This is a genomic window from Micromonospora solifontis, from assembly GCF_003725545.1.
GTDB classification, from domain to species: domain Bacteria; phylum Actinomycetota; class Actinomycetes; order Mycobacteriales; family Micromonosporaceae; genus Micromonospora; species Micromonospora solifontis.
On record NZ_RJLN01000030.1, the window covers coordinates 17,759 to 35,071 of the forward strand.

Here is a 17,313-nt window from a genome sequence, read left to right on the forward strand (position 1 = left end):
TCCGGCCGCCCGGCGTCGGGCCGCCGTCAGCCGACGGCCGCCCGACGGGTCACCACTTGTCCCAGGGGATGGTCCAGTCGCCCACGCCGTCGCTGAGCGCCATCCGCCGCGGGGTGTTGCGCACGTCCACCACGTCACCCAGCCCGAACGTGTCGTAGAACCAGCGGGCGTGGGCCGGGCCGACGTTGATGCAGCCGTGCGAGGTGTTCTGGTTGCCCTGCGCCCCGATGTTCCAGTCGGCCATGTGCACGAACTCGCCGGAGTACGAGATCCGCAGGCAGAGCTTGATGACCTCGTCGTAGTAGTTGGGGTCCTTCGGATCGGTGACCCCGTAGCTGGCCGAGGTCATCCGGTGCGAGGGTTCCCGGGTCATCACCACGTGCGGGCCGGAGCGGGTCCAGTAGCTGACGATCTCGCCGTTCGCGCCGACGGTGGTGCCACCCTTGCCCATGCTGATCGGGATGTCCCGCACCATCTTCCCGTCGATGTACACCTTCATCCGGTGGCTGCGGGCATCGGCGATCGCGATGCGGGACGGGCCGATGGTGAAGTTCGTGCTGGCGTTGGCCCCACCGTAGACGCCCTTGCCGAGGTCCTGGCCGAAGAGGTTGATCTTGACGGAGATCTTCGTGCCCGGGGTCCAGTACTTCGCCGGCCGCCAGTGCGCGTTCTGGCCGTCGATCCAGCGCCACCGTCCCTCGACCGCCGGCGTGGTCTCCACCAGCATCGACTTCTCCGCCTCGGCGCGGTTCTTCACCGGCCGGCTGAAGTTCACCATGACCGGCAGACCGACCCCGTACGTGCCGCCGTCCCGCAGCGCGGCCAGCTTGTTCGCCTGAAACATGACGGAGGCGACCCCCGCCGGCTTGAGGGTGCGGAACGTGCTCTTGTGCTCGGTCACCGTGCCGGCGGCGTCGGCCGCCGCCACGCTGACCGTGTACGTCTTGTTGTAGGCCAGTTTGCCGGTCGACCGCCAGGTGAGCCCGTCGTCGTCCAGCTTCCCGGCGACGGTCTTGCTGCCGGCGGTCACCGTCACGTCCTTGAGGCTGCCCGCCTCGACCGTCACCACGACCCGCTCCAGCGGCGACACCTTGGCGGCGTCGGCGGCCGGCGTGACGGTCACCCGTACCTCGCCCGCGGCGGGGCTGCTCTCCCCGGCCTGAGCGGGCTGCGACCAGGTGGCGGCGGACGATCCACCCTTGGTGCACCCCGCGGTCACCAGGCCGGCCGTGACACCCACGCCGGTGGCGATCAACTTTCGACGACTGATCATCGCGTTCCTCTCCGAGCGGGAGAGTACTTGGCCGCGGCGCGGGACGGGAGCCCGGTGCCGCCCGCGTCACCGTCGATCGGGTATCCGACGACCGCCCGTCACCGGCGCCCGGCCGGGCCGGCGCCCCGGCGCATCCCGACGGGCCGCTCGGCCCGTACCCCGCCGAGCCGTTCGACCAGCACCCCGGCGAGCAGGAGGACGGTGAGCACACCGAGCGCCGCGGCCGGCGGCAGCGCCCGGCCCAACGGCAGCAGGAGCACCGCCGACACCGCGACGACCACCTGATCCCGCCGGACCGGCTGCCCGGTGAACCGGCGGAAGAGCAACCGGCCGGCCAGGTAGAGCGCGGCCCCGCCGTACAGGGCTGCGGCGGCCGGCCAGTTCAGGTTCGGCTCAGCGGCCCGGTCGCCGTGGTGCGCCCGGGTCACGTGCGCGAGCACCTGCTCGATGCCGACCGCGAGGTAGACGACCCCGGTGATCAGCAACAGGTGGGTCTGGCTGTAGGCGTCCGCCGCGGCCCGGTCCCGCCGCTCCCCCGCCGCCTCGGCCAACGCACGGGCGCCCATGGGCGCGGCGTGCGCGAAGTAGAGCCACCACAGGCAGACGGAAGCCGCCAGACCGACCAGCGCCATGCCGAGGACCGGTGGCGCGGTCACCGCCGCCCCCGCGCCCACCCCGGCGGCGCTCAGCGACTCACCGAGCGCGATGATCAGGACCAGCCCGTGCCGTTCCGTGAAGTGGCTGGCGCTGCGCAACGGCCAGGCGCCGCGCCACGCGTACGACAGGCGCTGGCCGCCGATCTCGATCACGAACGCCACCACCCAGAGCACGGCGTGCGGCGTCCCGCTCAGCAACGCCCCGAGCAGCAGCGGCACCCAGCCGACGACGCTGACCGCCGCGAAGAACCGGATCCGGGCCCGCAGCCCGGGCACGCTCGCCCCCGCCCAGTGGTACAGCACCAGGTGAACCGCGCGCAGCAGCACGTAGGCCGACGCGACGAGCAGCGGCCCGTCCAGGCCCGGCCCGGACGTCCAGGCCGCCGGCATGGCCAGCGCCGCGACGAGAAGCGCCGCCATGGCCACCAGGAAACCCGCGCGGACCGGGCCGACGTCGGCCCGAGTCTGGTTGCCCAACCAGGCGTACGACGACCAGGCGAACCAGAGCAGCACCAGCAGGAGCAGCCCCTGCGCCATGGACACCGGGGTCGGCTCGCGCCCGATCAGCGCCATGATCCGGGTCAGCGCGAACACGAAGACCACGTCGAAGAAGATCTCGAACGGGGTCACCGTACGCTCGCGGGGCGCCGGCGGAGGCGGGCCCGGCCAGGCCGGACGCCACCCCGTCCTGTCGCGCCCCATCCCGCCGTCCCTTCCCACCGCCCGGCCGATCGTCCCTGCCGACCGACGTTAGGTCCCCCGACCCGGAGCGACGCGCGGATTCACCGAACCGGCGGCGCCCGCCGGCCGACCCGCTCGGCTCGGCCTACCGCGCCGTCCACCCCCGGCGGGACGCCGCCCTGCGGCAACCGGAGTCGATCAATCCGCTGGGCCGGCGGCCGGCGCGGCAGCGGGGGTGCTACGGCAGGGCGGCCAGCCAGTCCTCCAGGGCGGCCGGTGACCGGAACAACAGCACCGGCGGCCCGGACGGATCGGCCTGCCAGGCCCGCATCCGCCGGCGGGCCCGACCGAACGCGGCGACGTGCCACACCAGGATCGAGTCCCGGGAGAGCACGCTGCCCAGCGACTCCCGGTTGCCGTTGCAGATCTCCTCCCCGGTCGCCAGCCGGCGCAGGGTCCGGCGCAGCAACCGTCCGAACGAGCGCCAGCGCGGGTAGTCCAGGCCGACCACCAGGTCGGCGCGGCCGAGCGGGAGGTCCCGCCACCCGTGGTACGCCCCATCGAGGATCCAGCGGTCCCGCCGGCAGATCTCCTCGATCCGGCTGCGCTGCTGGGCGACCGGCACCTCGACCCAGCCGGGCCGCCAGAGCAGGTCGTCGACCGGGTACCAGGGCAGCCGGAGGCGCTCGGCCAGCCGCGCGGCGAGGGTGGACTTGCCGGCGCCGTACACCCCGTAGACCAGGATGCGGGTCGGTGCGCTCACCCGCGGCAGCGTACGTGGCGGATGCGAGCCACGTTCCCAGGCGCCGCAGGCATTGACACCGGCAACTACCGTCTGATGCGGCTCGTCGACGCATGGGGGACACGATGGACGATGCGCGCCCGCCGGGCGGACCGGACGTACCACCGCCGGTGCCGCCACCGCCGCCGGTCCGACCGCCACCCGGGTACGGCCCGGCGTACGGACCGCCGCCGGCTTACCGCCCGCCGCCGTACCCGGTCCCCGCGCCGCCACCACGGCGGAGCCGGCTGCCGCTGCTGCTCGGGCTGGGCGGCACCGGGATGGCGGTGCTGCTGGTCTGCGGCCTGCTGGCCGGGCTGCTCTGGGCGAACAGCCGGCCCGACGACCCGGCGTCGCCCGGGGCCACCGATCCCGGGCTGGTCGAGCAGGTCGCGGCGGACAGCGAGCTGACCCGGGCCGCGACCACGCTGCTGGACTCCCCCGCGACCCGCTACCGCGGCTGGTTCACCGACGCCGCCGGCAGCCGGTACGACGTCGACGCCCGGGTGACCAACGACGGCTCGACGGTGGCCCGGCTGACCGCCGGCGGCCAGTCGATCCAGGTGGTGGAGATCGGCGAGCGCACGTTCGTCAAGGCCGGAGTGGCGTACTGGCGGTCCGCCGGGGCGCCGGCCCGGGACGTGGCCGAGTACGCCCGCCGCTGGGTGAAGGTGCCCGCCGAGACGTTCGGCTTCGACCTCGGCGATGTCCTGGCGCCGCGCCAGGTCGCCGAGTTCATGGCCCCGGGGGTCGGCGGCGAGGCGGCGGCCTCCGTCGACGAGGCGACGTCGCGGCGGGGCCCGCCGCGGACCGTCGACGGAGTCGCCGTCGTGCCGGTCACCGCCGGTCGGCTCACCTACTACGTCACCCGGGACGAGCCGAAGCGGCTGGTCCGGATGGCCACCGGCGCACCGCCGGCGGGCGGGACGGTCCAGCACACCCGGCACGACCGCCACGGCGGCGGGTTCCGGCTGGCGGCGGTCCGGACCGGCGAGGTCGAGCTGGCACTCACCCTCGCCCAGCTCACCGCCACCGAGTCGAACCAGCTCTTCACCGAGTTGAAGGCGCACCTCACCGACCTGCGGAGGGCGATCGACACCGAGGTCAAGTTCAGCCTCAACGGTTCGGTCACCCTGGCGCCCTGCACCACCAACGGCTGCACCGCGACCCTGACGCTGCGCAACACGGTCAGCTCCCGCTCGCCGTACCTCTCGGTCCGGCAGGTGACGGCCGAGGTCACCGTGCGGATGACTCTCGACGGGGCGCCGGTGGCCACCTGCCCCTCGACCCGGACGATGAAGGCCAACGGCACCGTCCGCGTCAGCTGCCGGGCCGCCTACTCCATCCCGCCGTCGCGCAACCCGCGGACGCACACCGTGCGCGCGGACGCCACCGCCATCGCCCGGGCGCTCGCCGAGGCCGACATCCGGCAGATGGCGAAGGACCTCGCCGACCAGATCACCGGCAACCGCAACCCACCGACCCGGACCGGCGCCGAGTACTTCCCCAAGGGCCGGCCCCCGACGCTCACCGCCCGTCAACAGGCGGCCCGCGACCGGGTGGACCAGTTGGCGAAGCGGGCCTGCCGGGAGGTCAAGCAACTGCCCGGCGAGGACGCCACGGCCTGGGGCAGCCGGGTGCACCGCCGGCTCGCCCAGATGTTGGCCGACGAGCCCCGGACGAGCCAGCTCTACAGCGAGGTGGGCTACCGGGCCGGTGGCCTGTCCCGACGGTGGTACAACCCGGTGCGCGGCATCAGCGGCTGGATCAAGGGCACCCGGGTGCCGGACGTGGTGTTCGGGGCCGACCGGCTGCGTCCCGAGCTCCTGCTCGACCTCAAGACCGGGTCGCTGGGCCTGGAGGAGCGCTGGTACAACGAGTTGGTCGCCCAACTGCCGCAACGCTACAAGAACGTACCCGTGCTCGCGGTGCGCTGCTGACCCGGAGGTCCGACCGTGAACACCCGTCGCTGGACCGGCGCGGCCCGCCGGTTCCTGGTGCCCGCACTGCCCGGCCGGTGGACGGTCGCCCACGGCACGCTGATCCGCGGCGACGTCGGCTGGACCGTGCAGCAGGTCGTGCTCCGGCCCGCCCGGCACGCCCCGGCGGTACGACTCGACGCGGTGGTCCAGTTCCTGGCCACCCCGGCGGTCGACCGCTACACCTGCGCCGTCCCGCTGGACGGCGCGTGGGACGAGCCCGCCTCGGTGGACGACTACGCGCCGGTGATGGCGGAGATCGCCCGGGTCGTCGGCACGGAGGGCGTGCCCTTCCTCGACCGGTACGGCAGCCTCGACGGCTACCTCGACCACCTGCGCGAGCAGGCGGCACCGGACCCGGCGGTCGGCGTCGACTGGCTGGACATGAACACCGCCGAGGAGTTGACCTACCTCCACCTGGTCCGGGGCGACCTGGCGGCGGCGACCGACGCGGCCCGCGAAGCGGAACGCTCCGCCGAGGAGGACCGGCGGCACGCCATCCCCAGCCCCTGGATCACCGAAGGCCTGGAGCGGGTGCGTGCGGTGATGGCCGTGGCCCGGCGGGACCCGCGCGAGGCACGATCGCTGCTGGCCGGCAACGCCGCCACCGCCGCCGCCCGGCTGGGGCTGCCCGCGCCGGCGCTCGACGCCGCACCGGACGGCACCGACCGGTAGCTGCCCGGTGTCGCGGTGACCGGGACGCGACGTGCACGGTGGACGGTGGGCGGGTCCGCGGTTCACCCGACGGGGGTCCACTCGGCGTCATCGCGGCGTTCGAGCGGCGGAAATCCCGGTGCGGTGTGCCGTCGGGCCGGGCTAACGTCCGGTGATGGACCCGTACCCGACGACCGGACCCCGCCTGCAGTTCCTCCGGGATCCCGGCGAGTTCCTCGCGGTGGCCGGCGACCACCTGGCCGCCGATCCGGTGGTCAGCACCGTGGTGGCCTCCGTCGCGTACCGGCTGTCGGCTCAGCGGGCGGACGGGGTCGCACTGCCGGAGCGGAACTGGTGGCTGGTGGTGCGGGACGCCGCCGGCGCGGTCGTCGGGGCCGGCATGCGCGCGGCGCCGTTCGCGCCGTACCCGCCGTTCCTGCTGCCGATGCCGGACGAGGCGGCGGTGACCCTGGCCGCCGCGTTGCACGAGCGCGGGGAGGACGTGCCCGCCGTCAACGGCGCGCTCCCCGCCACCGAGCTGTGCGCCGCCGAGCTGGCGCGGCTGGGTGGCGGGCGGGTCGAGGTCGCCCAGCACACCCGGTTGCACGAGCTCGGGGAGCTGATCCGGCCGGCGCCCGTCCCGGGGCACCTGACGGTCGCCACCGAGGACGACCTGGAGCTGGCGACGGAGTGGTTCGCCGCGTTCATGGGTGACGCCGACGAGCAGGCGGGACGCCCGCGCGGCGCCAGCGCGCACGAGGTGCCGGACCGGGCGGACATGCTGCGCCGGATCCGGGGCGGGCGGGTCTGGTTCTGGCTCGACGAGGCCGGGCGGCGGGTGCACCTCACCGCCGCCAACCCGCCGTCGTTCGGGGTGGCCCGGGTGGGCCCGGTCTACACGCCGCCGGCCGAGCGCGGGCGCGGCTGGGCGAGCAACGCGGTCGCCGAGGTGTCCCGGCGGATCCTGGCCGAGGGCGCCCGGGCCTGCCTCTTCACCGACCAGGCCAACCCGACCTCGAACAAGATCTACGCCGCACTCGGCTACCGGCCGGTGGTGGACATGGCGAACCTGGTCATCGCCCGCTGACCCGGCGGCGCCGCCGGGCCGCCCCGCCGGATACCGTGGCCGGGTCGCCGGACGGCCGAGCGGTGGGAGGACCGGATGCGCCTGCACGTCGGATGTGCGATGTGGACGCACCGGTCCTGGCCGGGGCGGTTCCTGGCGCACCGACTGCCGGCGCACGAGCGGCTGCGCGCGTACGCCGGCTGGTGCACCGCGGTGGAGGGCAACACCACCTTCTACGCCACGCCGTCGCGGGAGACCGTGGTCTCGTGGGCCCGGCAGACCGACCCGGACTTCCGGTTCGTGCTCAAGCTGCCGAAGGTCGTCACGCACGAACGCCGGCTCACCGGCGCCGAGGCGGAGCTGCGCGGCTTCCTGGACGCGATCGAGCCGCTCGGCCCGCGCACCCACGCCCTCTGGGTCCAGTTGCCGGGCGCGTTCGGCCCCGCTGACGTACCCGCGCTCGCCCGCTTCCTGCGCGGCCTGCCGACCGCACACCGGTACGCCGTGGAGGTCCGCCACCCGGCGTTCTTCGACGACCCGCGGGCCACCCGGACGCTGGAGGAGGCGCTCGCCACGGTCGGCGCGGAGTGGGTTCCCTTCGACACCACCGCGTTCTTCCGCACCCCGCCGACGAGCGACGCGGAACGGGAGGCGTGGCTGAAGAAGCCCCGCACGCCGTTGCGCACCCGCGCCCTGACCGACCGGCCGATCGTCCGGTACCTCGGCCGCGACGACCCGGCCCGGACGGTGGCGGGGTGGCGACCGTGGCTCGACGTGGTGACCGGCTGGCTGCGGGAGGGCCGCTCGCCGACGGTGTTCGTGCACACGCCGGACAACGCCGACGCGCCGGAACTCGCCCGCCGGTTCCACGATCAGGTCCGGGCGCGGCTGCCCGAGGTCGAGCCGCTGCCCGAGCCGGCGCCGGTCGGTCCGTCGACGCTGTTCTGAGGATCAGCCGGCGGGCCGGCCGGCCGCGACGCGCGGCCGCTCGCCGTCGCGGTCCGCCAGCACCGAGGCCAGCCACCGCAACTGGCGTCGCACGTGCACGGCCTCCCCGCCCTCGTGCTGGTTGAACGGATAGACGTGCAGTTCCCGCTCCGGCGGGACCGGCCGGCCGTTCGCGGCGCCGTACTGGTTGTGGGCGGCGAAGCCGGTACTGGGCGGGCAGACGGTGTCGCGCAGGCCGATCCCGAAGTGCGCGGGAGCGACGGCCCGGCGGGCGAAGGTGACGGCGTCGACGTAGGACAGGGTCCGGCGGACCGCCTCCTCCGCCTCCCGGTTCACCGCCAGGTAGCGCGCGATGTCGCCGTACGGGGCGGCGTCGGTGATCTCGATGGCCCGTTGCAGGTGGCAGAGGAACGGGGCCGTGCTGAGGACCGCGGCGAGGTCGGGCAGCAGCCCCGCCACGGCGAGGGCGAGCCCGCCGCCCTGGCTGTTGCCGGCCACCACGACCCGGTCGGGTGCGACGCCGGGCAGGGCGCGCGCCGCCTGGACCGCCCGCGCCGCGTCGGTGATGAGCCGGCGGTAGTGGTAGTCGTGCGGGGTGAGGATGCCCCAGGTAACCGGCCAGGGACCGCCCGCCGCCCCCTGTCCCGGGTCGGGGGTGTCCCCGCCGCCGTACTGGCCGCTCTGCCCGCGGCAGTCCATCAGCAGGTGCGCGTAGCCGGCCACCGCCCAGGTCAGGCGCTCGTGCGGCAGGCCGCGTCCGCGTCCGTAGCCGGGGAACTCCACCACCGTGGCGAGTGGTCCCGCCAGCCCGGCGGGACGCGTGTACCAGGCCCGGACCGGGTCGCCGCCGAAGCCGGTGAAGGTGACGTCCCAGGTCTCGACGAGCCGCAGGTCGGTCGGCTCGGGCCGGACGTCGAGCAGGACCGGCCGGGTGGCGGCCTCGGCCAGCGTCGTACGCCAGAACGCGTCGAAGTCGGCCGGCTCGGCGACGGCGGGCGCGTAACGGCGCAGTTCCTCGAGCGGAAGGTCGAACAAGGCCATGGCTCCTCGCGGGGTCGGGCGCCACCCGATGGCCGGCGGGACAGCCGTCGACGTCCGGTGCGACATCCGAAAGTTTCGCCGCACGGTATCACGACGGCATCGACATTCCTGCCCCCTGACCAGGTCACCGTCCGTGCTGGACAGTGGCGGCAATGCGCCGTCCGCCACCCTTGACACAACACCATCGATGCTCCTAGGTTCCCGGAAAAGTCTCGATGTATCGCCGAAAGTTTCGGTGTGCCCGGCTTGGCCGAGAGGGGTCCAGATGACCGCGTCCGACACGGCGCGACCGGTGGCGGACCCGGGGAGTCCGTCGCCGCCGACGACCCGTACGCGCCGGCGCGCCGGGCGGCATACCTGGCGCCGGGCGCTGCGGCGGGACTGGCAGCTCTACTCCCTGGCCGTGCTGCCGTTGCTGTTCTTCCTGGTCTTCCGGTACCTGCCGATGCTGGGCAACGTGATCGCCTTCCGCCGGTTCCAGCCCGGCGGGAGCGTGTTCGGCGAGCGCTGGGTGGGCCTGCGGTACATCCGCATGTTCCTGAGCGACCCGACGTTCTGGGACGTCTTCACCAACACGCTGGTGCTGGGCCTGCTGACCCTGCTGTCCTGCTTCCCCCTGCCGATCGTGCTCGCGCTGCTCCTCAACGAGCTGCGCAGCCGCCGGCTCAAACGGTTCGTCCAGTCGGTGTCCTACCTGCCGCACTTCCTGTCGATCGTGATCGTGGCGGCGATGGTCATGCAGCTGGTGTCCGTCGACGGCACGGTGAACCAGCTCGTTCGCGCCCTGGGCGGCGAGGCGGTGCCGTTCCTGCAGCAGGCCGGGTGGTTCCGGACGATCTACGTCTCCTCCGAGGTCTGGCAGACCGTCGGCTGGGGCACGATCCTCTACCTCGCCGCGCTGACCGCCGTCGACGAGGACCTGTACGAGGCCGCCCGCATCGACGGCGCCAACCGGTGGCGGCAGACCTGGCACGTCACGCTGCCCGGGATCCGGCCGACGATGGTGACGCTGCTGATCCTCAACATCGGCACGTTCATGGCGGTCGGATTCGAGAAGATCCTGCTCCTGTACAACCCGCTGACCTACCCGACGGCCGACGTGATCTCCACCTACCTGTTCCGGGTCGGCATCGTCTCCAACAACTTCAGCTACGCGGCGGCGATCGGCCTGTTCGAGTCCGTCATCGGGCTGACGCTGGTGCTGTCGGCGAACGCGATCTCCCGGCGCACGGTGGGGACGAGCCTGTGGTGACCATCGGCGCGAGCACGTCCGCCCCGGCGAGGAAACAACAGCCCGGCCACCGCCCCACCCGGGGCTACCGGGTCTTCCGGGTGGTCAACGCGGTCATCCTGACCGGCGTCGTGCTGGTGACGTTGTACCCCTTCGTCACCATCGTGGCCCGCTCGCTCAGCGACAACGCGTACATCGTGTCGGGGAAGGTGAACCTGATCCCGCGCGGGTTCAACCTCGCCGCGTACAAGGCCGTGATGGCCGATCCGATGTTCTGGACGAGCTACCGCAACACGGTGGTGTACACGGCGGCCGCCACGGCCGTGTCGCTCGTGCTGACCACCTGCTACGCCTACGTCCTGTCCAAGCCGCAGCTCAAGGGCCGGACCGCACTCGTCGGGATCGCCGTGTTCACCATGTTCTTCAGCGGCGGGCTGATCCCCAACTACATCCTGGTCACCAGCCTCGGCCTGAAGAACACCCTGTGGGCGATCGCCCTGCCCAACGCGATCAGCGTGTTCAACCTGCTGGTGATGAAGGCGTTCTTCGAGAGCCTGCCGGTCGAGTTGGAGGAGGCCGCCGCCGTCGACGGGCTGAACACGTACGGCATCCTGCTGCGCATCGTGCTGCCGCTGTCGAAGGCGGTGCTCGCCACGATGTTCCTCTTCTACGCGGTCTCCTTCTGGAACTCCTGGTTCGCCGCGTTCCTCTACATGGACCGGATGGACCTGTTCCCGGTGACCGTGTACCTGCGCAACCTCATCGCTGGCGCGACCGACGCGACGTCGGTCGGCGGCGGCCTGGGCAGCGCCAGCGACGTCGTGCAGTCCGCCGCCACCATCCAGTCCGTGACGATCGTGCTCACGGTCCTGCCCATCCTCGCGGTCTACCCCTTCATCCAGCGCTACTTCGTCTCCGGAGTCATGCTCGGCGCGGTCAAGGGATAGCCACCGGCACCACCACCGCCCCCACCCGAAAGGAATCCCCCATGGTTCAGCTATCCCGGCGCCAGTTGCTGTTCGCCGCCGGCGCGGCCGCCGTCGTCTCGGTGGCCGGCTGCAGCGACGACGGCGACAAGAAGGACCTCGCCGACAACCGCGCCGGCGCCATGGACAAGTACGGCGTCGGGGACCAGTTCAAGGCCACCACCGCGCTGTCCTTCTCGATGCTCTACAACAACCACCCGAACTATCCGCTGAAGGACGACTGGCTGTTCTGGTCGGAGCTGAAGAAGCGGACCGGGGTCACGATCGAGCCGGTCGCCGTGCCGCTGAGCGACTACGAGCAGAAGCGCAGCGTGCTGATCGGCGCCGGGGACGCGCCGTTCATCATTCCGAAGACGTACCACCCGCAGGAGGACGCCTACGTCTCCTCCGGCGCGATCCTTCCGGTCAGCGACTACCTCGACCTGATGCCGAACTTCAAGGACAAGATCGAGAAGTGGAACCTCCAGCCGGAGATCGATTCGCTGCGCCAGGAGGACGGCAAGTTCTACCTGCTGCCGGGCCTGCACGAGAAGCCCTGGCAGGACTACACCCTCGCGGTCCGGATGGACATCCTGGAGCAGCTCAAGATCCCGGTCCCGCAGACCTGGGACGACGTGTACAACATGCTCAAGGCGATGAAGGCCGCCTACCCGAACGTCTACCCGTTCTCGGACCGGTTCGGCAAGCCCAACCCCGCCGGCAACCTGCTGAACATGCTCGCCCTCGCGTACGGCCTGCAGGGCGCCGGCTGGAACTTCCAGCACACCAGCTGGGACGCGAGCGCCAAGAAGTTCGTCTACACCGGCGCGTCCGAGCAGTACAAGGCGATGCTGGACTACCTGCACAAGCTGGTCGCCGAAGGGCTGCTCGACCCGGAGACCTTCACCCAGACCGACGACCAGGCCCGCCAGAAGCTCGCCAGCGGCAAGTCCTTCGTCATCAGCACGAACGCGCAGACCCTGGTCAACGACTACCGGCCCGACATGGCGAAGACCCTGCCGAACGCCCGGATGGCCAAGATCCCGTTCCCGATCGGGCCAGCCGGACCGGTCAACCCGGCGAGCCGGCTCGAGAACGGCATCATGATCTCCACGAAGGCCCGCGACAGCAAGAACTTCGTGGCCATGATGCAGTTCATCGACTGGCTCTGGTATTCCGACGCCGGGCAGGAGTTCGCCAAGTGGGGGGTCGAGGGGACCACCTACACGAAGGACTCCGCCGGCAAGCGCACCCTCGCCGCCGACGTCGACGTCCTGGGCCTCAACCCCAAGGGGACCAAGCACCTGCAGAAGGACTTCGGCTTTTACAACGGCATCTTCGCCTACGGTGGCCGCCTCGAACTGGTCCAGTCCTTCTTCTCGGCCGAGGAGATGGAGTTCCAGAAGGTGCTCAACGCGCGGCCGACCGTCGCCGTCCCGCCGCCGCACCCGCTCAGCGACGCCGAACGCGAGCAGGTGACGCTCTGGGAGACCCCGCTGAAGGACTACGTCTACCAGAACACGCTGAAGTTCATCCTGGGCCAGCGCGCCCTGGGCGAGTGGGACGCCTACGTGACCGAGCTCAAGGGCAAGAACATGGCCTCCTACCTGGACCTCATCAACAAGGCGTACGACCGGTACCAGAAGAAGCACGGCTGACCCGACCGGAGGCCGGGCCCGGTGACGGGGCCCGGCCTCCGGCGGCAGGAACGGCCGGCACCTGCCGGGCGGAGGAGAGGAACGACATGCCGATCGTCGTACCGGAGCAGGCCACGGGCCGGCTGACCGACGCGTGGCGCGCCTGTGTCGGCACCGGCCGGTTCGACCTGGCGCTCCGGCGCGACTACCAGGACTCGCTGTCCCTGGTGCAACGGGAGATCGGCTTCCGGCACATCCGGGGGCACGGGCTGTTCAGCGACGGCACGGGCATCTACCGGCCGTACGAGTACCGGGGCTCGCGCCAGGTGCGGTACGCCTTCACCTACGTCGACCAGGTGATCGACGCCTACCTCGCGCTCGGCGTCCGGCCCTTCCTGGAGTTGGGCTTCATGCCCACCGACCTCGCCGCCGGCGACCAGACGGTGTTCTGGTGGCGGGGCAACGTCACCCCGCCACGGTCCTGGACCGGGTGGGCGGACCTGGTCCGGGCCACGCTGCGCCACCTCGTCGACCGGTACGGGCTCGACGAGGTACGCGGCTGGCCGATCGAGGTGTGGAACGAACCCAACCTCACCCAGTTCTGGCGGGACGCCGACCGGGACGCCTACCACCGGCTCTACGAGGTGACCGCGCACGCGGTCAAGGAGGTCGACGCCGGCCTCCAGGTCGGCGGCCCGGCCATCTCCCCCGGCGCGGACGACTGGCTGATGCCGTTCGCCGAGTTCGTGACCGCCCGCTCGGTGCCGGTCGACTTCGTCAGCAAGCACGCGTACACCTCCGGGCCCGCCCAGCACGTGCCGTTCGGCACCCACCAGCCCCTCGCGCCCGGGTCCGAACTGCTGGCGCAGTTCGCCGCCCCCCGACGGCTGCTGCGCGGCACCGCGCTGGCGGACCTGCCGGTGCACATCACCGAGTTCAATTCGTCCTACCGGCCCGACAACCCGGTGCACGACACCGCGTTCCACGCCGCGTACCTCGCCCCGGTGCTGGCCGGCGGCGGCGACCTGGTCGACTCCTTCTCCTACTGGACCTTCAGCGACATGTTCGAGGAGGAGGGGGTGCCGACCACGCTGTTCCACGGCGGCTTCGGCCTGCTCACCCACCGCCAGATCAAGAAGCCCACCTACCACCTGTACGCCTTCATGGCCCGCCTCGGTGACGAGGTGCTCGCCCGCGGTTCGGACCACCTGGTCACCCGGGACGCCACCGGCCGGATCGCCGTGCTGGCCTGGGCGCCGGTGGACGCCACCGGCGACACCCCCGGACCGGACCGGCACACCGTCCGCCTGTCGCTGCCCCTGCGCACCCCGGGGGGCGCCGCGTTCCTGCTGCGCTCGTCGGTCGACGAGGAGGTCGGCAACGCCTGGACGGCGTGGTGCGAGATGGGCCGCCCGCACTCCCCCACCGCGCGGCAGCTGGACCAGCTGCGGGAGGCCGCCGAACCGGCCCGCCGGCACGCCCGGCTGCCGGTCGAGGGCGGCCGGGTCACGCTGGACCTGCACCTGTCCCGGCACGAGGTGACCCTGGCCGAGCTGACCGCGGCGACCGACGAGACCCCACCGTGGTGGGACGACGACCGGCTGCTCGGCCGCGCCGCGGACGACGGGCCGCCCCGCGACGCCGGACCCGACCAGGAGGCGAGGTGAGCGACATCCTCGGCGCGCGGCGCCAGTTCGGCGACGGACCACTGTCCCGCGCCGCGGCGCGGGTCTACACCCTGCTGGTGGTCGAGCTGCTGCTCCTGGCCAGCACCGCACCCGGCCTGCTGGCGCTGCTGCTGCTGGATCGGGACGTCAGCAACCTCCCGCTGGTCGCGGCCTGCGCGCTGCCGCTCGGCCCGGCGCTGTCCGCCGCCCTGTACGCGCTGCACCACCAGCCGCCCGACCTGACCCAGCTGCATCCGGCCCGCGCCTTCTGGCGCGGCTACCGCACCAACCTCACCGACGTCCTGCGGATCTGGGTTCCGCTGCTGCTCTGGCTGGCCGTCATCGCGGTGAACCTCGCCCACCTTCCCGCCGCGGGCGTCCCCCGCTGGTGGGCGGTGCCCCTCGTGCTGGTCGGGGCGGGCGTGACCCTGATCGGTGCGAACGCCCTGGTGATCACGTCGTTGTTCCGCTTCCGGGTCCGGGACGTCCTGCGATTGGCCCGGCACTTCCTCGTCCGTACCCCCTCCGTCACCATCGGCAACGCCGCGCTGCTGGTCGCGGTCGCCGCCCTGATCCTGGTCACCTCCGAGGTGGTGGTCGCCGTGCTGGGCGCGGTGCTGGTGCTCGCCCTGCTGCACGGCAGCCGCCCCATGATCACCGCCGTCCGGAAGGACTTCACCGCATGAGCCTGCCGGGCGCCGCCAAGGTCGGTTTCGGTGGCGACTACAACCCGGAGCAGTGGCCCGAGCCGGTGTGGCACCAGGACTACCGGCTGTTCGACCTGGCCCGGATCGACACCGTGACCCTCGGGGTCTTCCACTGGGCGCTGCTCCAGCCGGCCCCCGACGGGTACGACTTCTCGCTGCTGGATCGCATCGTCGAGCGGGCCGCCGCCGAGGGTCGCCGGATCTGCCTGGCGACCGGCACCGCGGCCCACCCGGCGTGGCTGGCCCGCGCCCACCCGGAGGTCACCCGGGTCGACTTCGAGGGCCGCCGGCACCGGTTCGGCCAGCGGCACAACTCCTGCCCCAGCTCCCCGGTCTTCCGTCGGCTCTCGGCGGAGCTGGCCCGCCGAATCGCCGCCCGGTACGCCGGCAACCCCGCCGTCGTGGCCTGGCACGTCGGCAACGAGTACGGCGGCGCCTGCTACTGCGAACGGTGCGCCGACGGCTTCCGGGACTGGCTGCGCGACCGGTACGGCACCCTCGACGCGCTCAACGACGCCTGGTGCACCACCTTCTGGTCGCACACCTTCACCGACTGGGCGCAGGTCGAACCGCCGTCGGCGCTGACCGAGCACTGGCGCGGCCCCGACCACACCGCCTTCCAGGGCATCACCCTGGACTACCTGCGCTTCACCTCGGACGCCCTGCTGGCCAACTTCCTCGACGAGAAGGCCGCCATCCGCGAGTCCAGTCCGGACCTGCCGGTCACCACCAACTTCATGGGCATGTACCGGCCGATCGACTACCACCGCTGGGCACCCCACCTGGACTTCGCCTCCTGGGACAACTACCCGCCGGATGACAGCTCCCCGGCGTGGATGGCGCTGAGCCACGACCTGATCCGCGGCCTCAAGGACGGCCAGCCGTTCTGGCTGATGGAGCAGACCCCGAGCCACACCGCCTGCCGGGACGTGAACCCGCTGAAGCGGCCCGGGGTCATGCGGCTGTGGAGCTGGCAGGCGGTGGCGCACGGCGCCGATGCGGTGCTCTTCTTCCAGCTGCGCGCCGCCCGCGGGGCCTGCGAGAAGTACCATGGCGCGGTGATCGGCCACGCCGGCCGGTCCGACACCCGGGTCTTCCGGGAGGTCGCGGCGCTCGGCGCGGAACTCGACCGGCTGGGCGACGCCACCCTGGGGGCGCGCACGCCGGCCCGGGTCGCGCTGCTGTTCGACTGGGACAGCTGGTGGGCCCTGGAGATCTCCGACGGGCCGAACCGCCTGGTCCGCTACCAGCAGGTCGTGTCGGCCTACCACCGGGCGCTCTGGGACGCCGGGGTCGACGTGGACGTGCTCCCGGTGACCGCGGCCCTGTCCCGCTACCAGGTGGTTCTCGCCCCGGTGCTGCACCTGGTCAAGGGGGACCTGGCGGACCGGCTGGCGGAGGTGGCGGCCCGGGGCGGTTCGGTGCTGACGACGTTCCTGTCCGGTCGGGTCGACGAGCACGACAACGCCTTCCTCGCCGACGTGCCCGGCCCGCTCGCCGCGCTGACCGGGGTACGGGTCGACGAGTGGGACGCCCGCGGGCCGGAGTTCGTCAACCCGGTGCTCCTGGCGGACGGCGTCGACCGGGTGGAGGTGGCGTCCCGGCTCGTCTTCGAGCTGGTCATTCCGCAGGGTGCGGAGGTGGTCGGCAGGTACCGGGCCGATTTCTACGCCGGCACGCCGGCGGTCACCCGGAACCGGTTCGGCGCCGGCGACGGCTGGTACGTCGCTGCGGGGCTGGACCAGGAGGGGGTGTCCTGGGTGGTCCGGCGGGTGCTCGACCGGCACGGCCTGATCGGCCCGTACGCGGACGTGCCGGAGCTGGAGAGCGGCGTGCGGGTCACGCCCGACGGGGTCCGGCTGCGTTTCCTGCTCAACCACCGGGCCGAGCCCGTCGAGGTCGCCGCCGCCGCGGGCGGTGTCGACCTGCTCACCGGCGACCGGGTCGAGGGCGGCCAGCCGATCCGGCTCGACCCGTACGGAGTCATGGTGGTTCGCGAGGACGGATCCGCGTGACCGGCCCGCTCG

14 protein-coding genes are annotated in these 17,313 nt (G+C 72.6%); 10 read left to right on the top strand and 4 right to left on the bottom strand.

Annotated features, from left to right (window positions below; genetic code table 11):
* Window positions 1–49: 49 nt before the first annotated feature.
* The 3 genes from EFE23_RS13020 to EFE23_RS13030 all read right to left on the bottom strand — a co-directional run bounded on the left by EFE23_RS13020 (window position 50) and on the right by EFE23_RS13030 (window position 3,373).
* The gene (locus tag EFE23_RS13020; protein ID WP_123241176.1) at window positions 50–1,273 is read right to left on the bottom strand and encodes a L,D-transpeptidase; all 1,224 of its coding nucleotides are present in this window, start codon (window positions 1,271–1,273) and stop codon (window positions 50–52) included.
* 98 nt (window positions 1,274–1,371) lie between these two features.
* The gene (locus EFE23_RS13025; RefSeq protein WP_233600962.1) at window positions 1,372–2,559 is read right to left on the bottom strand and encodes a low temperature requirement protein A; all 1,188 of its coding nucleotides are present in this window, start codon (window positions 2,557–2,559) and stop codon (window positions 1,372–1,374) included.
* A 289-nt stretch (window positions 2,560–2,848) separates the two neighbouring features.
* Entirely contained in the window at window positions 2,849–3,373 is a 525-nt protein-coding gene (locus EFE23_RS13030; protein WP_123241178.1) for a P-loop NTPase family protein, read from the bottom strand.
* A 104-nt stretch (window positions 3,374–3,477) separates the two neighbouring features.
* On the opposite strand from EFE23_RS13030, the gene EFE23_RS13035 reads away from it, so the two are divergent.
* From EFE23_RS13035 to EFE23_RS13050, 4 genes are all read left to right on the top strand, one after another.
* Entirely contained in the window at window positions 3,478–5,331 is a 1,854-nt protein-coding gene (locus EFE23_RS13035; RefSeq protein ID WP_148058442.1) for a hypothetical protein, read from the top strand.
* Window positions 5,332–5,346: 15 nt separating this feature from the next.
* The gene (locus EFE23_RS13040) at window positions 5,347–6,045 is read left to right on the top strand and encodes a hypothetical protein (protein ID WP_123241180.1); all 699 of its coding nucleotides are present in this window, start codon (window positions 5,347–5,349) and stop codon (window positions 6,043–6,045) included.
* A gap of 154 nt (window positions 6,046–6,199) precedes the next feature.
* Complete coding sequence (locus EFE23_RS13045) at window positions 6,200–7,111, top strand: GNAT family N-acetyltransferase (protein ID WP_123241181.1); 912 nt, start codon at window positions 6,200–6,202, stop codon at window positions 7,109–7,111.
* A 75-nt stretch (window positions 7,112–7,186) separates the two neighbouring features.
* Window positions 7,187–8,038 (top strand): DUF72 domain-containing protein, encoded by an 852-nt coding sequence (locus EFE23_RS13050; protein WP_123241182.1) that lies wholly within the window; start codon window positions 7,187–7,189, stop codon window positions 8,036–8,038.
* Between the two features lie 3 nt (window positions 8,039–8,041).
* Here EFE23_RS13050 and EFE23_RS13055 read toward each other — a convergent pair whose 3' ends face one another.
* On the bottom strand, window positions 8,042–9,079 hold the full coding sequence (locus EFE23_RS13055; RefSeq protein WP_123241183.1) for an acetylxylan esterase: 1,038 nt from the start codon (window positions 9,077–9,079) through the stop codon (window positions 8,042–8,044).
* Between the two features lie 265 nt (window positions 9,080–9,344).
* Here EFE23_RS13055 and EFE23_RS13060 point away from each other — a divergent pair, with 265 nt between their 5' ends.
* The 6 genes from EFE23_RS13060 to EFE23_RS13085 all read left to right on the top strand — a co-directional run bounded on the left by EFE23_RS13060 (window position 9,345) and on the right by EFE23_RS13085 (window position 17,301).
* Complete coding sequence (locus EFE23_RS13060; RefSeq protein WP_123241184.1) at window positions 9,345–10,331, top strand: ABC transporter permease; 987 nt, start codon at window positions 9,345–9,347, stop codon at window positions 10,329–10,331.
* Window positions 10,328–11,257, top strand: coding sequence for a carbohydrate ABC transporter permease (locus EFE23_RS13065; protein WP_233600963.1), 930 nt, complete (start codon window positions 10,328–10,330; stop codon window positions 11,255–11,257). Before EFE23_RS13060 ends, EFE23_RS13065 begins: the two co-directional genes overlap by 4 nt.
* Window positions 11,258–11,298: 41 nt before the next feature.
* Complete coding sequence (locus EFE23_RS13070) at window positions 11,299–12,933, top strand: ABC transporter substrate-binding protein (RefSeq protein WP_123241186.1); 1,635 nt, start codon at window positions 11,299–11,301, stop codon at window positions 12,931–12,933.
* A gap of 86 nt (window positions 12,934–13,019) precedes the next feature.
* Window positions 13,020–14,579 (top strand): GH39 family glycosyl hydrolase, encoded by a 1,560-nt coding sequence (locus EFE23_RS13075; RefSeq protein WP_123241187.1) that lies wholly within the window; start codon window positions 13,020–13,022, stop codon window positions 14,577–14,579.
* On the top strand, window positions 14,576–15,265 hold the full coding sequence (locus EFE23_RS13080; RefSeq protein ID WP_123241188.1) for a YesL family protein: 690 nt from the start codon (window positions 14,576–14,578) through the stop codon (window positions 15,263–15,265). The genes EFE23_RS13075 and EFE23_RS13080 overlap by 4 nt, the downstream gene beginning before the upstream one ends.
* Window positions 15,262–17,301: a beta-galactosidase gene (locus EFE23_RS13085; protein ID WP_123241189.1), complete on the top strand. Its 2,040-nt coding sequence runs from the start codon at window positions 15,262–15,264 to the stop codon at window positions 17,299–17,301. Before EFE23_RS13080 ends, EFE23_RS13085 begins: the two co-directional genes overlap by 4 nt.
* Window positions 17,302–17,313: the final 12 nt, after the last annotated feature.

What these genes read in the sequence shown, in the direction of transcription:
- EFE23_RS13020 (WP_123241176.1), bottom strand. Translation starts at nt 1,273, where the DNA reads ATGATCAGTCGTCGAAAGTTGATCGCCACCGGCGTGGGTGTCACGGCC.
- EFE23_RS13035 (WP_148058442.1), top strand. Translation starts at nt 3,478, where the DNA reads ATGGACGATGCGCGCCCGCCGGGCGGACCGGACGTACCACCGCCGGTG.
- EFE23_RS13045 (WP_123241181.1), top strand. Translation starts at nt 6,200, where the DNA reads ATGGACCCGTACCCGACGACCGGACCCCGCCTGCAGTTCCTCCGGGAT.
- EFE23_RS13050 (WP_123241182.1), top strand. Translation starts at nt 7,187, where the DNA reads ATGCGCCTGCACGTCGGATGTGCGATGTGGACGCACCGGTCCTGGCCG.
- EFE23_RS13055 (WP_123241183.1), bottom strand. Translation starts at nt 9,079, where the DNA reads ATGGCCTTGTTCGACCTTCCGCTCGAGGAACTGCGCCGTTACGCGCCC.
- EFE23_RS13060 (WP_123241184.1), top strand. Translation starts at nt 9,345, where the DNA reads ATGACCGCGTCCGACACGGCGCGACCGGTGGCGGACCCGGGGAGTCCG.
- EFE23_RS13070 (WP_123241186.1), top strand. Translation starts at nt 11,299, where the DNA reads ATGGTTCAGCTATCCCGGCGCCAGTTGCTGTTCGCCGCCGGCGCGGCC.
- EFE23_RS13075 (WP_123241187.1), top strand. Translation starts at nt 13,020, where the DNA reads ATGCCGATCGTCGTACCGGAGCAGGCCACGGGCCGGCTGACCGACGCG.
- EFE23_RS13085 (WP_123241189.1), top strand. Translation starts at nt 15,262, where the DNA reads ATGAGCCTGCCGGGCGCCGCCAAGGTCGGTTTCGGTGGCGACTACAAC.